General features: G+C 49.3%; 16 protein-coding genes and 1 other RNA gene. All 17 read left to right on the top strand.

Going from position 1 to position 16,326, the window contains the following annotated elements:
- Positions 1-825, top strand: a complete 825-nt coding sequence (gene mreC, locus RBT11_00085) for a rod shape-determining protein MreC (protein ID MDX9785151.1) — start codon at positions 1-3, stop codon at positions 823-825.
- A gap of 7 nt (positions 826-832) precedes the next feature.
- Positions 833-1,342, top strand: coding sequence for a hypothetical protein (locus RBT11_00080; GenBank protein ID MDX9785150.1), 510 nt, complete (start codon positions 833-835; stop codon positions 1,340-1,342).
- 85 nt (positions 1,343-1,427) lie between these two features.
- Positions 1,428-3,329 (top strand): penicillin-binding protein 2, encoded by a 1,902-nt coding sequence (gene mrdA / locus RBT11_00075; protein ID MDX9785149.1) that lies wholly within the window; start codon positions 1,428-1,430, stop codon positions 3,327-3,329.
- A 7-nt stretch (positions 3,330-3,336) separates the two neighbouring features.
- Positions 3,337-4,440, top strand: a complete 1,104-nt coding sequence (gene rodA / locus RBT11_00070; GenBank protein MDX9785148.1) for a rod shape-determining protein RodA — start codon at positions 3,337-3,339, stop codon at positions 4,438-4,440.
- Between the two features lie 308 nt (positions 4,441-4,748).
- The gene (locus RBT11_00065; GenBank protein ID MDX9785147.1) at positions 4,749-5,174 is read left to right on the top strand and encodes an ATP synthase F0 subunit B; all 426 of its coding nucleotides are present in this window, start codon (positions 4,749-4,751) and stop codon (positions 5,172-5,174) included.
- Positions 5,174-5,782, top strand: a complete 609-nt coding sequence (locus tag RBT11_00060; protein ID MDX9785146.1) for an ATP synthase F0 subunit B — start codon at positions 5,174-5,176, stop codon at positions 5,780-5,782. The genes RBT11_00065 and RBT11_00060 overlap by 1 nt, the downstream gene beginning before the upstream one ends.
- The gene (atpH, locus tag RBT11_00055) at positions 5,782-6,333 is read left to right on the top strand and encodes an ATP synthase F1 subunit delta (GenBank protein MDX9785145.1); all 552 of its coding nucleotides are present in this window, start codon (positions 5,782-5,784) and stop codon (positions 6,331-6,333) included. The genes RBT11_00060 and atpH overlap by 1 nt, the downstream gene beginning before the upstream one ends.
- Positions 6,333-7,850, top strand: coding sequence for a F0F1 ATP synthase subunit alpha (atpA, locus tag RBT11_00050; GenBank protein ID MDX9785144.1), 1,518 nt, complete (start codon positions 6,333-6,335; stop codon positions 7,848-7,850). The genes atpH and atpA overlap by 1 nt, the downstream gene beginning before the upstream one ends.
- A 42-nt stretch (positions 7,851-7,892) precedes the next feature.
- Positions 7,893-8,783 carry an ATP synthase F1 subunit gamma gene (gene atpG, locus RBT11_00045; GenBank protein ID MDX9785143.1) on the top strand — a complete coding sequence of 297 codons (891 nt, stop codon included), beginning with the start codon at positions 7,893-7,895 and terminating at the stop codon, positions 8,781-8,783.
- Between the two features lie 43 nt (positions 8,784-8,826).
- Complete coding sequence (gene atpD, locus RBT11_00040; GenBank protein ID MDX9785142.1) at positions 8,827-10,242, top strand: F0F1 ATP synthase subunit beta; 1,416 nt, start codon at positions 8,827-8,829, stop codon at positions 10,240-10,242.
- 17 nt (positions 10,243-10,259) lie between these two features.
- Positions 10,260-10,673 carry a F0F1 ATP synthase subunit epsilon gene (locus RBT11_00035; GenBank protein MDX9785141.1) on the top strand — a complete coding sequence of 138 codons (414 nt, stop codon included), beginning with the start codon at positions 10,260-10,262 and terminating at the stop codon, positions 10,671-10,673.
- Between the two features lie 141 nt (positions 10,674-10,814).
- Entirely contained in the window at positions 10,815-11,594 is a 780-nt protein-coding gene (locus RBT11_00030) for an NTP transferase domain-containing protein (protein ID MDX9785140.1), read from the top strand.
- 52 nt (positions 11,595-11,646) lie between these two features.
- Complete coding sequence (locus tag RBT11_00025) at positions 11,647-11,886, top strand: hypothetical protein (protein MDX9785139.1); 240 nt, start codon at positions 11,647-11,649, stop codon at positions 11,884-11,886.
- Positions 11,887-11,936: 50 nt separating this feature from the next.
- A complete protein-coding gene (locus RBT11_00020; GenBank protein ID MDX9785138.1) occupies positions 11,937-12,239 on the top strand; it encodes a cell division protein ZapA in 303 nt (100 codons plus the stop codon).
- A 146-nt stretch (positions 12,240-12,385) separates the two neighbouring features.
- A non-coding RNA gene (gene ssrS / locus RBT11_00015) (6S RNA) lies at positions 12,386-12,569 on the top strand.
- Positions 12,570-13,102: 533 nt separating this feature from the next.
- The gene (rny, locus tag RBT11_00010) at positions 13,103-14,662 is read left to right on the top strand and encodes a ribonuclease Y (protein ID MDX9785137.1); all 1,560 of its coding nucleotides are present in this window, start codon (positions 13,103-13,105) and stop codon (positions 14,660-14,662) included.
- 54 nt (positions 14,663-14,716) lie between these two features.
- Positions 14,717-16,015 carry a tyrosine--tRNA ligase gene (gene tyrS / locus RBT11_00005; GenBank protein ID MDX9785136.1) on the top strand — a complete coding sequence of 433 codons (1,299 nt, stop codon included), beginning with the start codon at positions 14,717-14,719 and terminating at the stop codon, positions 16,013-16,015.
- Positions 16,016-16,326: the final 311 nt, after the last annotated feature.

Genomic DNA, 16,326 nt, shown 5'->3' with positions numbered 1-16,326 from the left:
ATGTTTTCCAAAAAGACGCTGATGATCGTTGGGCTGATTGCGCTTATCGTGGTCAGCCTCACGGTTTTCTCCTTGCCGAACCGGCAGGCCGATACCGGACCGGACGCGGGCGGGGTTGCTTTGGCCGTTGCCGGCCCCTTCCAGAAAGCCGTCACCGCAACGATTCAATCCATGAAAGGGGTCTGGCATCACTATTTCCAGCTGGTTTCGACCGCGAAGGAAAACGACAGGCTTCGCGAAGCATTAAGCCGGGAAAAGGAGAAGCATAACCGGGTTCGGGAGGCGGTGCTTGCCAATGAGCGTCTGCGCAGCCTGCTGGATTTTAAGGTATCGCTTCCCTTTGAGATGGTAGCCGCCGAAGTAATCGGAAAGGATCCCTCCCCTTGGTTCAAGACCATTATCATCGATAAGGGTGAAGAAGATGGTGTTGCGACCGCCATGCCGGTAGTTGTTGCCGATGGCATTGTCGGGCAGATCGTGGAAACAGCGGGCGGCTATGCCAAAGTATTGCTGCTGAGTGACCATAATAGCGCCGTGGATGCGCTGGTGCAGCGGACGCGTGCGCGAGGCGTGATCAGGGGGGGAGCGGGCGGAAAATGTCTCTTTGATTATGCATTGCGAAAAGATGATATTCGGGTCGGAGATATTGTTGTTTCTTCGGGTGTCGATACGGTGTTCCCCAAAGGGCTTCGCGTGGGTCAGGTCTCTGAAATCGTAAAGCGAAACGCGGGCATTTTTCAGGATGTCGTCATTACCTCCTATGTGGATTTCGATAAGATTGAAGAAGTTCTGATCATCTTAACCCCTGCCAAGATCAGCGAATAAACCGGCGATGCTTTTTTTACTGAACATGATGATCGGATTTGCCTTGGTGATTTTTCAGACCGCCTTGGTGCCGAAACTTCCGTTGATAGACAATTGTTTTGATTTGCTGTTGCCGTTTGTTATCTATCAGGGGGTTTTCAGGCCTGTTCGGGAAGGCCTGGTTTTGGTGGTAGTCGTGGGGCTGTTGATGGATCGGCTATCCGGGGCGCCCATAGGGTTATTGGCCATTATCTATTTGTGGATATGGGTGGGTATTCGATGGGGGGTGCGATTTTTTCATGTGGGCAATTACTACCTGGTTCCGTTTTTCGTGACGCTGGCCGTATTGCTGGAAAATGCTTTGTTTGCCATGGCGCATATTCTGTTCGCTGGTGAGGCGAATTATTCCATGGTTGCCGGAGGGACGGTGTTGGGCCAGGTCGGGTGGGCCATCATCAGCGCCCCCCTGTTCATGATGCTGCTAAATGCCGTTCATCATGGGTGGGCCGCGTGGGTCAGTAATATCAACGAGGAATAGGCGGGGTGACTTTCAAACGTGTTGCATTCAGGGGTTGAAAGGTTTATCCGGTTTTACCGGCCCAAGGCAGTGAGGGCGACGTCGGTTGGATAATTTTATCAAAACAGCTGATCCTGATTGGTATAAACAACGGGTTTACGCCTTTATGTTTTCCGCAGTGGCGGTGTTTGCGCTTCTGGGCGTTCGGCTCCTGTATCTTCAGGGGATTAAAGGGGATGAATACAGGCGCTTATCCGAGACCAACAGCATTCGCTTGCAGCGAGTCAATCCTGTTCGTGGCCAGATTTTTGATCGGGACGGCCGGTTGTTGGTTGAGGATCGCCCGGCTTTCGCCCTGAGTATTACGCTGAAAGACGCTAAGCCGTTGGACCGAACTTTGGCGCAGTTATCGAAATACACCGGTGTTTCCGTTGAGGCATTTTCCAATACGATTGGGCGCCAAAAAGGGATGTCATTTTATAAACCGGTCGTATTGATCAACGATATCGGCAGGGACGCTTTGGCGGCCATAGAAGTGCATCGCTATGAATTGCCGGGTGTCGATGTCGATGTGAGGCCGATTCGTCATTATGTTGAAGGGTCCCGTGCAGCCCACTTTATCGGGTATCTTAGTGAAATCAATTCGAAAGAATTGGAATCGAAAAAAAAAGAAGGATATGTTGCCGGTGATTTCATCGGCAAGTGCGGCGTTGAAAAAATTTACGAATCATACCTGAACGGAGAGTCCGGGGGACGTCAGGTAGAGGTGAATGCCAGGGGGCAGATGGTCAGGGTATTGAAAACAGTGCCGGCCAAGCCGGGGAACAACGTTTATCTGACTCTCGATAGCGAATTACAGAAAAAAGGGGAAGAACTTTTAGAGGGCAAAGCGGGCGCGATTGTTGCGATGGATCCGAAGAATGGGGAAATATTGGTGTCCGTGAGCAGCCCGCCCTTTGATCCCAATATTTTTGTAGAAGGATTGGGGCACGACCAGTGGCAGGCTTTGGTGACCAACCCTTTGCGGCCGCTGGAAAACAAGGTGGTTCACGCCGAATATCCGCCGGCTTCCGTTTACAAAATCGTTGTCGCCTTGGCGGGGCTTGAGGAAGGGGTGATCAGTTCGAATTCGACTTTTTTCTGCCCGGGAGGATATCGATTCGGGAATCGGGTGTACCGGTGCTGGAGAAAGAGCGGTCATGGTACGATGAACCTCACGGATGCCATTGCCATGTCCTGCGATGTGTTTTTTTACCAGGTTGGGCAACAATTGGGTGTGGATCGATTGGCGTGGTATGCGCGCGGGTGCGGTTTGGGCACTCAGACTGGGATTGAGACCGAGAACGAATCAGCGGGCCTTATTCCGACGGCTACGTGGAAATGGAAGCGATTCGGTGAGAAATGGCATGCCGGAGAGACCCTTTCCATAGCGATCGGTCAAGGGTATAATCTGGTGACGCCGCTTCAGCTGGTGGTCCTGACCAGCGCTGTGGCAAATGGCGGCATCCGGTATATGCCGCAAATTGTCAAATCCGTGCAAACCGCTGAAGGTGAGACGGTCTATTCCCCGCAATACCGGGTGACGGGCAGACTGCCCGTGACGCCGGAAACCCTGGCCAAAGTCCGCCATGGACTTCACGAGGTGGTTTGGGGCCGATCCGGTACGGCCCGTATTGCGCAAGTCGAGGGGATGGAAATAAGCGGCAAGACCGGTACGGCTCAGGTTTACAGCAGAAAATCAGACGATAAGGCGTTTGGCAAAAACCTTCCGGTCGAGTTGCGGGATCATGCCTGGTTTGTCGCCTATGCACCGGCGCAGGAGCCTCGCATTGCCGTTGCGGTGATGGTAGAGCATGGAGAGCACGGTTCGAGCGCAGCCGCTCCGCTTGCCCGGGATCTTATCAAAGCGTATCTGTTGCCACCGGAAATAGGGGCGGTGGACGAGGCACCCGATTTGCCTGTTCCGGAAAACGAACAGCGAAACGCTCAACCCGCTATAATTGAATGAATGGTTTATGTTTGATCGTCGTTTGGTTCAGCATTTTGATTGGGGATTGCTCGGCTTGACCCTGTTTTTAGAGGGGATCGGTCTTGTCGCGCTTTACAGCGCGGTTACGGCTGGTGACCAGACTGCGCAGGAGATCCTTTTTGTTCGGCAGATCATCTGGTTCGGCGCTGGGTTCGCGGTAATGGTAATCACCTTTCTGTTTAACTATAAGTTACTTGAACGGTTCGCTTTTCCTATTTATGCGGGTTCTCTCTTGCTGTTGGCCGCCGTGTTGCTGATGGGGACGATCGGCGGCGGCGCTCAGCGATGGATCAAATTGGGGCCGCTTTTCATTCAACCTTCGGAGGCCGCCAAAATCAGCATTATTATTGTGCTGGCCCGTTATTACGCCAGATATGCCAATCCCAATGGGTACTCGCTTCGAGATCTTGTCAAGCCGGCACTGCTGATTGCGGTTCCCTTTATGTTAATCGTCAGGCAGCCGGATCTTGGGACCGGCTTGCTGCTGCTGCTGATTGCAGGATCGATGACCATATTCGTGAAGATTAAACGCAGTTCACTGGTCACGATCATTTTATTTTGCATGGTCGCTTTCCCGCTGGTCTGGTCTTTTCTTAAAGAATATCAGAAGCAACGGATATTGACATTTTTAAATCCCGACCGTGATCCACTCGGCGCGGGATATCATATCATTCAGTCGAAAATAGCGATCGGTTCCGGCATGTTTACCGGTAAAGGATACCTGAAAGGGACTCAAAATGCGCTTTCGTTTTTACCGGAGCAGCATACGGATTTTATTTTTTCCGTGCTGGCGGAAGAATGGGGGTTTTTAGGGGCCGTTTTTGTATTATTCGCCTTTTTCATGTTGATTGTCTGGGGACTTCGCGTGGCCTATCGTAGCCGGGATCCATTCGGATCGATTCTCGCGGTGGGGGTCACTGCCATGCTGTTTTGGCAGATCGTGATCAATATCGGCATGGTCATGGGGCTGATGCCGGTAGTGGGTGTGCCGCTGCCGCTCATCAGCTATGGGGGATCATCGGTGGTGACGGTGTTGGTCTGTATCGGGTTGTTAATGAACGTCAGCATGCGGCGGTTTATGATAGAGTAAACACCATGGCTGCAGGGGCGGCGTTTAAAGAGCGCTCGCGAAATGAATTGAATTCCGATAACATTTCAATTTTCAGAAATCGGCGGGGTAGGGAAAAATAATTTTAACACGGTGAACCTACCTTGTTAACACGATAAGAGAACATGTTTATCATACTAAAAAACCTTTGACAATCTCTTTATTCGGGTGTTATAGGTCGCGGCAGCCGGTTGTAAATGCTTTTTTTTTCCATTTAGTATACAAGTCTAAAAATAATCGAAGGTTAAGTTTTATTCGGAACGCATTTCGATTCGCAGTCGGAGGGGACCATGATCAGTGTTGATAGCTCTGTAATTATTCAAATCGTTAATTTTCTTTTGTTAATATGGGTACTGAATATTATTTTGTATCGTCCCATTCGTAACATTCTTATTCAGCGCAGAGAAAAAATTCAGGGAATAGAGCAAAAGATTGATGCTTGTGAAAGGGATTCCAAGGAAAAAGATGATGCCTTTGCACAAGGGATCAAATCAGCCCGCGCCAAGGGGCTTCAGGCCAAGGAGTCGTTGCTGCAGGAGGCTGCTGAATCCGAAAAAGCCATGATGGACGAAATCAATCGAAGGGCGCAGGACGATTTGATACTAGCCCAGAAAAAAATCGAAAAGGACATTGATGCGGTTAAAGCATCCTTGTCAAAGGAAATAGACACATTTGCGGACATTATTGGTCGGAAGATTTTAGGGAGGACAGCATAATGAAGAAACCGGGTGGTCATGGTCAGGACCGATTTCGCAAAGCAAGGGCAGTTGTATTCGCCGGCCTGACGTTATGTCTGATTTTTAGCGCCGGGCTGGCATTCGGATCTAGCGAGGGGGAAGCCGGTCCGAAGGGCTGGGTTAAAACCGACACCTATCGGGTGATCAATTTTGTCGTGCTTGCCGGTGCGCTTGTCTTTTTGCTGAGAAAGCCGATTTCCCAAGCGCTCAAAGGCCGAATCGACGGCATTAGGGAGCAGTTGGAGGAGCTTGAAGCAAAGAAAAAAGAGGCTGAAAAGCAGCTGGCGAACTATAACGAAAAACTTTCCCAGATGGATCGGGAGGCGGAAACAATTGTAGCCGCCTATATCAAGCAGGGAGAAGAAACAAAGGCCCGGCTCATTGAGGAAGCCAAAGCAGCCGCCGAAAAATTGGAAGCCCAGGCGCAACGGAATATCGAACACCATTTTAAGCAGGCCAAATCGGCCCTTCAGGCTGAAATTATCGCAAAGGCGCTGGCGAAGGCAGAGGCTGTTATCAAAGAGAGCATTTCGGATAACGATCAGGACAGACTGGTTACAGAATACTTAGACAAGGTGGTGGCGTAGTGAAGAATTTAACGATATCAAGGCGTTATGCCAAAGCCCTTTTGCTGATCGGCAAAGCTGACGGCGGAGCGGAAGAGTACCGAGAGGAGTTGGCAGGAGTCTCCAACCTTGTATCGGGTAATAAAGCTCTCGAACAGGCTATCAGCAATCCCCTGTACGATGCGGCTGCTCGAAAAAAGGTGCTTCAGGCCGTTATTGACCGACTGGATATTTCCAAGGTGATGCGCTCCTTCCTACTACTCTTGTTTGAAAAGGGGCGGATCGGGGTGTTAAGCAGCATCAACGATTACTATCAGCGGATGGCGGATGAGCTCAAAGGCGTGGTCCGGGCGAGTTTGGTTTCAGCAACAAAGCTCTCATCCGAAACCGTGGAAAAGATTCGCGGGGCCCTGTCCAAGAAGACCGGAAAAGACGTACTCTTGGAGGTGGAACAAGACTCGGGGCTGATCGGGGGGGTGGTAACCCGCATCGGGGATCTTGTTTTGGACGGAAGCATTAAAACGCAACTACTCAATATGAGAGAATCTTTAAAAAGGGGTGAGAGTGTCTGATGGAACTACGAGCTGAAGAAATAAGTCAAATTATCAAAGATCAAATTACGGATTATGACAAGAAGGTGGAGATCAGTGAAACCGGCGTCGTCCTGTCTGTTGGTGATGGCATCTCCCGCGTATACGGTTTGGAAAAAGCCATGGCGATGGAGCTGGTGGAATTTCCGGGCGGTATTCTGGGACTCGTGCTGAACCTTGAGGAAGACAACGTGGGTGTCGCCATCATGGGTGATGACAGTCAAATCAAAGAGGGCGACATTGTCAAGCGCACGGGCAGGATTGCCCAGGTGCCGGTTGGTGAAGCCGTCTTGGGGCGTGTTGTCACCGCGGTGGGGGAGCCGATTGATGGCAAAGGTCCCATCGATGCCAAGGAGACCCGGCGGGTTGAAATGGTGGCGCCGGGTGTTATTGCCAGAAAAAGCGTACATGAACCCTGCTATACGGGCCAGAAGGCGGTTGATGCCATGACACCGGTTGGACGCGGACAGCGTGAGCTGATCATCGGCGACCGGCAGATCGGTAAGACGGCTTGTGCGGTTGATGCTATTCTTGCGCAGAAGGATACGGATGTTTACTGCATCTATGTTGCCTGCGGACAGAAAAAATCGACGGTTGCACAGGTGGTGGCGGTACTGGAAAAATACGGCGCCATGGAATACACCACGGTAGTCGCCGCTTGCGCGAGTGACCCGGCCACGCTGCAATATATTGCACCTTACGCCGGATGTGCCATGGGTGAATATTTCCGGGACAATGGAAAGCACGCGCTGATCGTTTATGACGATCTTTCAAAACAGGCGGCCGCCTATCGCCAGGTATCCTTGCTGTTGCGCCGACCGCCGGGACGTGAGGCCTATCCCGGAGACATTTTCTATAATCATAGCCGATTGCTGGAACGAGCCGCCAAACTGAGTGATGAACTCGGTGCCGGTTCATTGACAGCGTTGCCGATTATTGAAACGCAGGCCGGTGACGTTTCCGCTTATATTCCAACGAACGTTATTTCCATTACAGACGGGCAGATTTATCTGGAACCGAGCCTTTTCTTTGCTGGTGTGAGACCGGCGATCAACGTTGGGCTTTCGGTTTCCCGCGTCGGTGGGTCCGCCCAGGTAAAAGCCATGAAACAAGTGGCTGGAACCCTGCGTCTCGAGATGGCACAGTTTCGTGAACTGGAGGCCTTTGCCGCTTTTGGTAGCGATCTTGACGCTGCGACGCAAAAGCAGCTGATTCGGGGGCAACGCTTGGTTGAAATTTTAAAGCAGCCGCAGTATACGCCGCTGTCACTTGAAAAACAGGTCACGATTTTGTTTGCCGGTACCCGCGGATACCTGGATAAATATCCGGTCAATGTGCTTGGAAAATATGAAGCCGGGCTTTATAAGTTTATCGAAGACCGCTACCCGCAAGTATTCAAAGGGCTTGGCGAGGAAAAAGTGATTACAGAGGCACTTGAAAAGGCGCTGAATGAAGCCTTGACCGCTTATGATGAAGAATTTAAAGACACAATCAAGTAGAAGCGGCGGATACATTAACTAAAGCGATAGGGGCTTAGTTGTATGGCAACGTTAAAAGATGTCAAGACCAAAATAGCTGGTGTTAAAAAGACCCAGCAAATCACCCGGGCCATGAATATGGTGGCGACCTCCCGCTTGCGGGGTGCTCAGCGAAGCACGGAAGCATTCAGGCCGTATGCCTCCAAATTTGCCGAGGTGTTGGGGAGTCTGGCTGAAAAGGCCGGTGAGGGAGCTAGTCCGCTGCTGATTCCACGTGAAGAGATCAAAAAGGTTCATTTGGTTCTTTGTACCTCCGATCGAGGGCTGTGTGGCGGTTTCAATATCAATTTAACAAATAAAGCCGGTAGATTTTTAAAGGATAAACAGGTGGAGGGCGCAGAAGTATCCTTTACCTGTTTTGGTAAAAAAGGACGGGATTGGTGTCGGAAAAATAAGCTGACGATGGTCGATCAACATCTGGGTGTGATCGGTGGAAAGATCGGCTTCAATGTGGCCTCCACGGCCGGCCGGAAACTGGTGGATGGATTTCTCAGCGGAGAGTACGATGAGGTGTATGTTATTTATTCGGAGTTTCTCTCGGTTGCAAAGCAGCTGCCGGTGCTGAAAAAGGTGTTGCCGATCCCCCCCATTGAAAAGGAAGACGACGCGCCGAAAGAGCAGGAGGGGTTCATAGCGGAGCATATCTGCGAACCTTCTGCCGAAGAGTTGCTCGGGGATTTATTGCCGCGGAACATTTATGTTCAACTATTCAGTGCGATGCTGGAGACATCAACCAGTGAGCATGCGGCGCGGATGATGGCAATGGATAATGCCACCAAGGCATGTAAGGATATGATCGGAAGTCTCACCCTTGCGTATAACAAGGCTCGGCAGGCAGCCATTACAGCGGACCTGATGGATATCGTCGGTGGCGCTGAAGCACTCAAGGGCTAAAATCAATTCAACACCGATACCAGGGTTGATAGGAGGTTGTTAAATGGGAGAAAAAATAGGAAAAATCACACAGGTTATGGGGCCTGTCGTTGACGTTGAATTTGAGCAAGGCCAACTGCCGAACATACTATCGGCCCTGCTGATTACTAATCCGACCATCAATGATGAGCCGGGTAACCTCGTGGTGGAGGTGGCTCAACACCTTGGGGACAACGTAGTGCGCACCATTGCTATGGATGTAACAGACGGTCTTGTTAGAGGAATGCCCGTCACTGACACGGGTAACCCGATCATGATGCCGGTGGGTGCGGCAAGTCTGGGTCGCGTATTAAATGTCGTCGGACGGCCCGTGGATGGTCTCGGACCGGTCAGCAAAGAAAAAATGATGCCGATTCATCGCCCGGCCCCTGCATTTACGGAACAGGATACATCGGTCCGCGTGCTTGAAACCGGCGTAAAAGTGATCGATTTATTGGTGCCGTTCCCTCGTGGGGGTAAAATGGGAATGTTCGGTGGCGCCGGTGTCGGTAAAACCGTTATCATGATGGAAATGGTTAATAATATTGCCATGCAGCACGGCGGTATTTCCGTTTTCGGGGGCGTTGGAGAACGGACGCGTGAAGGAAATGACTTATACCATGAAATGAAAGACTCCGGCGTGTTGCCGAAAGCTTCCTTGGTTTACGGGCAGATGACTGAGCCGCCGGGCGCCCGCGCCCGCGTTGCGCTCTCCGCCTTGACCGAAGCGGAATATTTTCGTGATGTTGAAGGTCAGGACGTTTTGCTTTTTATTGATAATATTTTCCGGTTTACCCAGGCCGGTGCCGAGGTATCGGCTCTTCTCGGACGCATGCCCTCAGCGGTCGGGTACCAGCCGACACTGGCGGTGGATCTTGGTGGCCTACAAGAGCGTATTACTTCTACGGACAAAGGGTCCATTACCTCAGTTCAGTGCGTTTACGTGCCTGCGGACGACTTGACGGACCCCGCGCCCGCGACGACCTTTGCTCACTTGGATGGCACCGTGGTTCTTTCCAGACAGATTGCGGAACTTGGTATTTACCCGGCTGTGGATCCGCTTGACTCTACTTCCCGTATTCTGGATGCCGCCTATATTGGTGAAGAACATTATCAGGTGTCTCGTACGGTGCAGGTCATGCTTCAGAAATACAAAGAGCTTCAAGATATTATTGCGATTTTGGGTATTGAAGAGCTTTCCGATGAGGACAAGATCACCGTGTCTCGTGCCCGAAAAATTCAGCGTTTCCTTTCACAACCCTTCCATGTCGCAGAGACGTTTACCGGTAAGCCCGGAAAGTTTGTCAAGATCGAAGACACTGTACGCGGATTCAAGGAGATCTGTGAAGGAAAGTATGATGACATTCCTGAGCAGGCTTTCTATATGAAAGGCGGCATTGAAGAGGTTTTGCAGGATGCCAAGGAAAGAAGTGCTGCATAATTTCGGAAGGATAAAAAATGGCTGGAAACATACATCTTGAAGTAGTGACCCCTGAAAAACTGGTAGTAAGTGAGGAAGTCAAGATCGTCATGGCGCCGGGCTCCTTAGGTGAATTTGGCGTGCTGATCGGTCACACACCCTTTCTTACGACCCTTAAAACCGGCGGGCTTAAATATACGGATGCCAATGGAAAAGAACGGGCTGTGTTCGTCAGTGGCGGTTTTGCCGAGGCATTGCCGGACAAGGTGACCGTGCTGGCGGAGTCGGCCGAAAGGCGCCGGGATATCGATTTGGCCAGGGCCAAGGCGTCGATGGAGCGTGCCCAAAAACGGTTAAGCGGTGAGTATAAAGAAGATTTAGATTTTCTGCGGGCCAAATTGGCGCTTGAGCGAGCACTTCATCGAATTCGACTGATAGACACAAAAGGTTAACCGTATAATTCAAACGACTTATATTTTGCGGCGCATTTCTGTGCGATAGCGACCGTATTCAACAAAAAAAGGGCAGACCCGATAAGCAGGTTTGCCCTTTTTTTGTTGAACGACCCATCAAATGAATTTAAAAGGACTATCATGAACGATCAAACCGACCCCTTAAAAAACGAAAGTTGTTCCGTTATTATTCTGGCCGCTGGATTGGGCAAACGGATGCAGTCCGATAAGGCAAAGGTCCTCCACGAAATAATGGGAAGACCCATGATACTTTATGTGGTTGAGACGGCAAGGCGATCTGTCGGTGGAAACATTATTGTTGTGGTGGGCCATCAGGCCGAAAAGGTCAAAGCCGTGATATCCGATAAGGAAACCGTGGCCTTCGCTTTTCAGGAAAAGCAGCTTGGTACCGGACATGCTGTCTTATGCGCCTTGCCCTTGCTTTCAGAGAAGACGGAAAACATTGTCATACTTTGCGGGGATGTTCCGCTGTTGTCATACGAAACAGTTCGCTTGCTTATTTCGGAACATTTAAGGGCGGGCAGAGATTTAACCGTTCTAGCCGTGAACGTCGAAGTGCCAACTGGATATGGGCGTATCATATTTGATAACAATATGAATCTGCTTAAAATTATTGAGGAGGCGGATGCATCCGACGATCAAAAGGCGGTTAAGACGATAAACTCTGGAATTTATTGCGTCAAGAGGTCGTTCTTGTGTGAGGCGCTACAAAAAATAAATATGAATAATGCGCAGGGAGAGCTTTATCTGACGGATATTATTGAAGTTGGATCTACGGAAGGAAGGGTGCTCGGTGTTATGATCGGCAGTAGGGTTGAAGAAACAATCGGGGTGAACAGTCGCGAGGATTTGGACAAGGCCGAGGCATTGATGCGTTGCAAGCGCCTTGAAACATCTTGACTTTAAATTCTTATAAATATTATATAAAGAATGAGACAGTTGAGGTGAATGATTGGATAATGATCTGATAATAAAGCAGTTCGATGAAATTGAACATCGGATTGGGCGTCTTTTGAATCATGTAAAATCCCTTGAGACGCTTAATGCTCAGTTGACATTCAGCGTTTCGCAATTGGAAGAGGAACTGAAGGTAAGGGTAGAGACGGAAAAAAAATACACTGAAGAAAAAGCCTTTGTGCGGGCTAGAATTGATGACTTGGTTGCAAAGCTAAAGGACGTTTCAGGGCTTTAAGCTTCCGTTTGGGTCATGAGTCCGGACGAGAAGGGAATAAAATGTGATCCTTGAAACAGTTGCTAACCATAGAACTTTTTGGGCAGGATTATACATTTAATACTGATGAAGATTTTGCCAAGGCCAAAGAAGTAGCTGATTTTCTAGTTAAAGAGGTCAAGCGGGTTGAAGCGGTACAGCAGGCCGAAACTTCAGTGGTGAACAAAACGGCTGTGTTGATTCTCGTTGCACTGAATATCGCCACTGAAAACTTTGAACTTAAACGCAAACAAGCGAGTTTTTACCGTAAAATAACAAATCGCGCCAACGACCTGATCCAGATATTGATAGGTCGTGCATCGATGCCGGAATAAATAACGAGCCTTTTTTTGAATGCGGGGTTTTCATTGAAAATCTTTCTTGGTTTGGCTGTTTTGCGTTACAAAAAAAGGCAGAGATTAGCTTTTGTTGCGTGATTGGTGCTAATGGCCATTGGCAACTGATAAATGATAGAAAAATATGACCCCTGCCGTGTTCGCGATTGGATGAAGCCCTTTGTCCCAACACTAAAATGTAAAGGGGCCTTTCCTTGCTTTGGTGCGCATGATCCGCTTCGTACGGATAAGCCTAAAGAAGCAATAAGGCATCCGCTTTGAACGACTGGTTCAAAGGCCTACCGAAAACGGCACAATGGCGGGGGTCGTCCACCTTCTGCCCGGTTCTTTAGTGTAATTTGAATGTCTCTTTTACGGACGGATGCTTATATTCGCGGTGATCGGCACGGCATTCGATTATCAGGGGGCATTCTACATTCCGCGCCAGGGAAAGATCGTACTTTCCAACCCCTGTATCAATCCTTTTGCATGGCCCATGGGGCATGCGAGCTCGCTCAATCGCCAAATTATTATAAGTAGCTATAAATTAATAGGATATATCCTGATTCGGCTATGTGTTCAAAGCGGTGTATCTGTTGTTCAGCGGCAACATTCGAAGGGTTTATTGGGAGATATTCCATAAAAGGACCTTTTTGAGGGAGCGGTGTTTTTTTGCTCAAATAATTATATAATATAAATTCAATAGACTATATATAAGCCTATTGAGAGTGGCCGGGGAGTGCAAACAAACCATTTGATTCCATAGACAATTTGATTTAGATAGAGTTTCTACTTGATCGACCGGCCCGGGCAGGGGGCTTGAGCCGGACGAATCTTGATACTAAGCTTTCAGGAGCACAGGAATGAGTGAACATATAGTATGGGCTGTCATCAGTCTTGGTGTCGGCTTTGGTATAGCCTTTTGGCTAAAAGAGCTTTTATTGAACCGAAGGATAAAGGCTGAAGAGGGCACGGCGCACAATATTCTTGAGGATGCCCGCAAACAAGCCGAAACACTGCTAAAGGAAGCGGAACTTGAGGCTAAGGACAATGCCTTTAAACTTAAAAGTGATTTTGACAAAGAGGTTAAGGAAGCACGAAATGAGCTGAAAAAGCATGAGCAGCGATTAATTCAAAAAGAGGAGCAGATAGATCGAAAGAGTGATCAACTCGAGCAGCGGGATCGCGACCAGACCCTTCGAGAAAAGAAAATATCCAAAAAAGAGGATCAGCTGGAAGCGGAGCTGCAACGGCATAGTGAGCTAATAGAGCAACAAAAACAACAACTTGAGCGAATATCCGGCCTTACTTCCGAACAGGCAAAGGATCTGCTGATTCGCGCCATGGAGAACGAAGCTCGTTTTGAAGGCGCTCGTCTTATCAAACGCATTGAAAATGAAACCAAGGAAGAGGCGGACCGAAAAGCGAAAAAGATTCTGGCGACAGCCATTCAGCGATATGCCGGCGATTATGTCGCCGAGCGTACCGTATCTGTTGTTGCGTTGCCCAGCGAGGAGATGAAAGGCCGAATTATCGGAAGGGAAGGGCGAAATATTCGGGCACTGGAGGCGGCGACCGGGATCGATTTGATTATTGATGATACGCCTGAGGCCGTTATTTTAAGCGGCTTTAACCCGATTCGTCGGGAAGTGGCCCGGCTTTCTTTGCTCCGGTTGATTTCGGACGGCCGAATTCATCCGGCCAGAATTGAGGATGTCGTCAAAAAGGTTGGGCAGGAAGTGGATGTCGCAGTTAAAGAGGCCGGAGAGCAAGCGGCTTTTGATTTGGGTGTCCACGGAATTCACCCTGAACTGACCAAACTGGTCGGGCAACTTAAATTTCGGACAAGTTATGCCCAAAATGTTCTCCAGCATTCGGTGGAGGTGGGGTTTTTAGCGGGCATTATGGCTGCAGAGTTGGGGTTGAATCAGAAACTGGCCCGCCGAATGGGACTGCTTCACGATCTCGGAAAGGCGGTTGACCATGAAGTCGAAGGCCCTCATGCGCTCATTGGTTCCAAACTAGCGAAGAAATATGGCGAGGCGCCTAAGATTGTACATGCCATTGCGGCGCATCATGAAGATGTGCCACCCGAATCGGTTTATGCCCTATTGGTTCAAGCTGCTGATGGGCTCTCCGGCGCACGGCCTGGTGCGAGAAAAGAACTTCTGGAAAACTATATAAAAAGACTTGAAGACTTAGAAAATATAACAAAATCATTCAAAGGTGTTGCCAATTCTTTTGCGATTCAGGCGGGGCGTGAAATTCGCGTTATGGTTGAAAGCGAACAGATATCTGACGAGGAGGCGACGCTCATGAGCAAAGATATTGCCAAGAAAATTGAAGAGGCGCTAACCTTTCCGGGGCAAATCAAAGTAACAGTCATTCGGGAAATGCGGGCGGTATCTTTTGCCAATAAATAGAATAATCGATGTGCGTAAAGCGTTAGGGGCGGGTGTCCCGGAAAACTATGTATCATGAATGTTGTTGATATCTTAAAGGAACGTGGGTTTATCGAGCAGATGACCCATGAACAGGCATTATACGATTTTTTAGAAATTAAAGGGGCTTCTTGCTATATTGGCTTTGACCCTACTGCCTCTAGTTTGCATGTCGGAAGCCTCGTTCCGATAATGTCTCTGGCGCATATGCAGCGAGCCGGTCACCGCCCCATCGCATTGGTTGGTGGCGGAACAGGGCTTGTGGGGGATCCAAGCGGCAAGACCGAAATGCGGCAGATACTGACGCCCGAAGCTGTTGCTGCCAATGCTGAGGGAATACGCTGTCAGCTTTCCCGGTTTATCGATTTTTCGGATGATAACGCCGTGTTAATGAATAATGCGGACTGGCTGACGAAGCTAAAATATATTGATTTTTTGCGAGATATAGGGCGTCACTTCAGTGTGAACCGAATGGTAAAGATGGAAAGCTACCGAATTCGGTTGGAGTCAGAGGTCGGGTTAAACTTTATCGAATTTAATTATATGCTATTACAAGCATACGATTTTTTGGTACTTTATGATATGCAAGGCTGTCGGCTGCAAATGGGGGGCGCTGATCAGTGGGGGAATATTGTCGCCGGAATTGATCTCATTCGAAAGACGCGACAGCAATCAGCATTCGGCATCACTTTTCCGCTGATTACGACCAGCAGCGGGGCAAAGATGGGTAAAACCGCAAAGGGTGCCGTGTGGCTGGACCCGGAACGGACCAGCCCTTATGATTACTATCAATTCTGGGTGAACACGGATGACCCGGATGTCCCACGTTTTTTAGCCTTGTTTACATTCTTAGGGATGGACGAAATTCGCTCAATCGAAAAGTTGGAAGGAGCGGATATGAACCATGCCAAAAGGGTTTTGGCCTTTGAAGCGACTGCATTGGCCCATGGCCGGGATGCGGCGGTTAATGCCTATGATGCAGCTTCCAGAGTTTTCGGCGGGCAACCGGTGGCAGACTATATATTGCCGGGAAGCACGATCCCGCGTATTAAAGAGGAGCGTGATGGTGTGGCCATTCCCCAATCCGAAGTTTCCTTGGCGGAGCTTCAGATGGGAATTCCTGCATTTAAGCTCTTTTTAATGTCGGGACTGGTCGATTCAAGCGGTGCTGCCCGGCGCCTGATTTCTCAGGGCGGGGCCTATTTAAATAATATCCGAATCGATACATTTGACCAGGTGATGACGACTAACAATCTGGAAAATGGGGAAATGCTGTTACGGGCGGGGAAAAAACGGTTTCACAAGTTGATCGCAACCGGCAATCGTGAGGCTTAAAAGAAATGATTTTTGTGCTTGACATAGAATAAAGAGAATGCTAAAAATACTTTTTCTTCGATGGGGTAAGCGCCTTTAACGCAGTGAAGAAAAAAGCTTTCAAAAAAACATTGACATTAGAAAGCATGTAACATATAAAGAACGGATCTTCAATCTGGTCTGAATGAAAGGTTGAAGCCATTCTACTCTTGATCTTTGAAAACTAAATAGTGACTCAAGAAACAAGTCGGGTAAAACGTCAAAGAGGCGTTGAGGGGAGCCGCGAGGCGACTTTTGATGCTTTGAATAGTTTAACTGGAGAGTTTGATCCT

This window comes from Desulfobacterales bacterium, from assembly GCA_034003325.1.
In the GTDB taxonomy this organism is placed as follows: domain Bacteria; phylum Desulfobacterota; class Desulfobacteria; order Desulfobacterales; family JAFDDL01; genus JAVEYW01.
This window is presented reverse-complemented; position numbering and strand designations above follow the sequence as displayed.

What these genes read in the sequence shown, in the direction of transcription:
- mreC (MDX9785151.1), top strand. Translation starts at nt 1, where the DNA reads ATGTTTTCCAAAAAGACGCTGATGATCGTTGGGCTGATTGCGCTTATC.
- RBT11_00080 (MDX9785150.1), top strand. Translation starts at nt 833, where the DNA reads ATGCTTTTTTTACTGAACATGATGATCGGATTTGCCTTGGTGATTTTT.
- rodA (MDX9785148.1), top strand. Translation starts at nt 3,337, where the DNA reads ATGTTTGATCGTCGTTTGGTTCAGCATTTTGATTGGGGATTGCTCGGC.
- RBT11_00065 (MDX9785147.1), top strand. Translation starts at nt 4,749, where the DNA reads ATGATCAGTGTTGATAGCTCTGTAATTATTCAAATCGTTAATTTTCTT.
- RBT11_00060 (MDX9785146.1), top strand. Translation starts at nt 5,174, where the DNA reads ATGAAGAAACCGGGTGGTCATGGTCAGGACCGATTTCGCAAAGCAAGG.
- atpA (MDX9785144.1), top strand. Translation starts at nt 6,333, where the DNA reads ATGGAACTACGAGCTGAAGAAATAAGTCAAATTATCAAAGATCAAATT.
- atpG (MDX9785143.1), top strand. Translation starts at nt 7,893, where the DNA reads ATGGCAACGTTAAAAGATGTCAAGACCAAAATAGCTGGTGTTAAAAAG.
- atpD (MDX9785142.1), top strand. Translation starts at nt 8,827, where the DNA reads ATGGGAGAAAAAATAGGAAAAATCACACAGGTTATGGGGCCTGTCGTT.
- RBT11_00035 (MDX9785141.1), top strand. Translation starts at nt 10,260, where the DNA reads ATGGCTGGAAACATACATCTTGAAGTAGTGACCCCTGAAAAACTGGTA.
- RBT11_00030 (MDX9785140.1), top strand. Translation starts at nt 10,815, where the DNA reads ATGAACGATCAAACCGACCCCTTAAAAAACGAAAGTTGTTCCGTTATT.
- rny (MDX9785137.1), top strand. Translation starts at nt 13,103, where the DNA reads ATGAGTGAACATATAGTATGGGCTGTCATCAGTCTTGGTGTCGGCTTT.
- tyrS (MDX9785136.1), top strand. Translation starts at nt 14,717, where the DNA reads ATGAATGTTGTTGATATCTTAAAGGAACGTGGGTTTATCGAGCAGATG.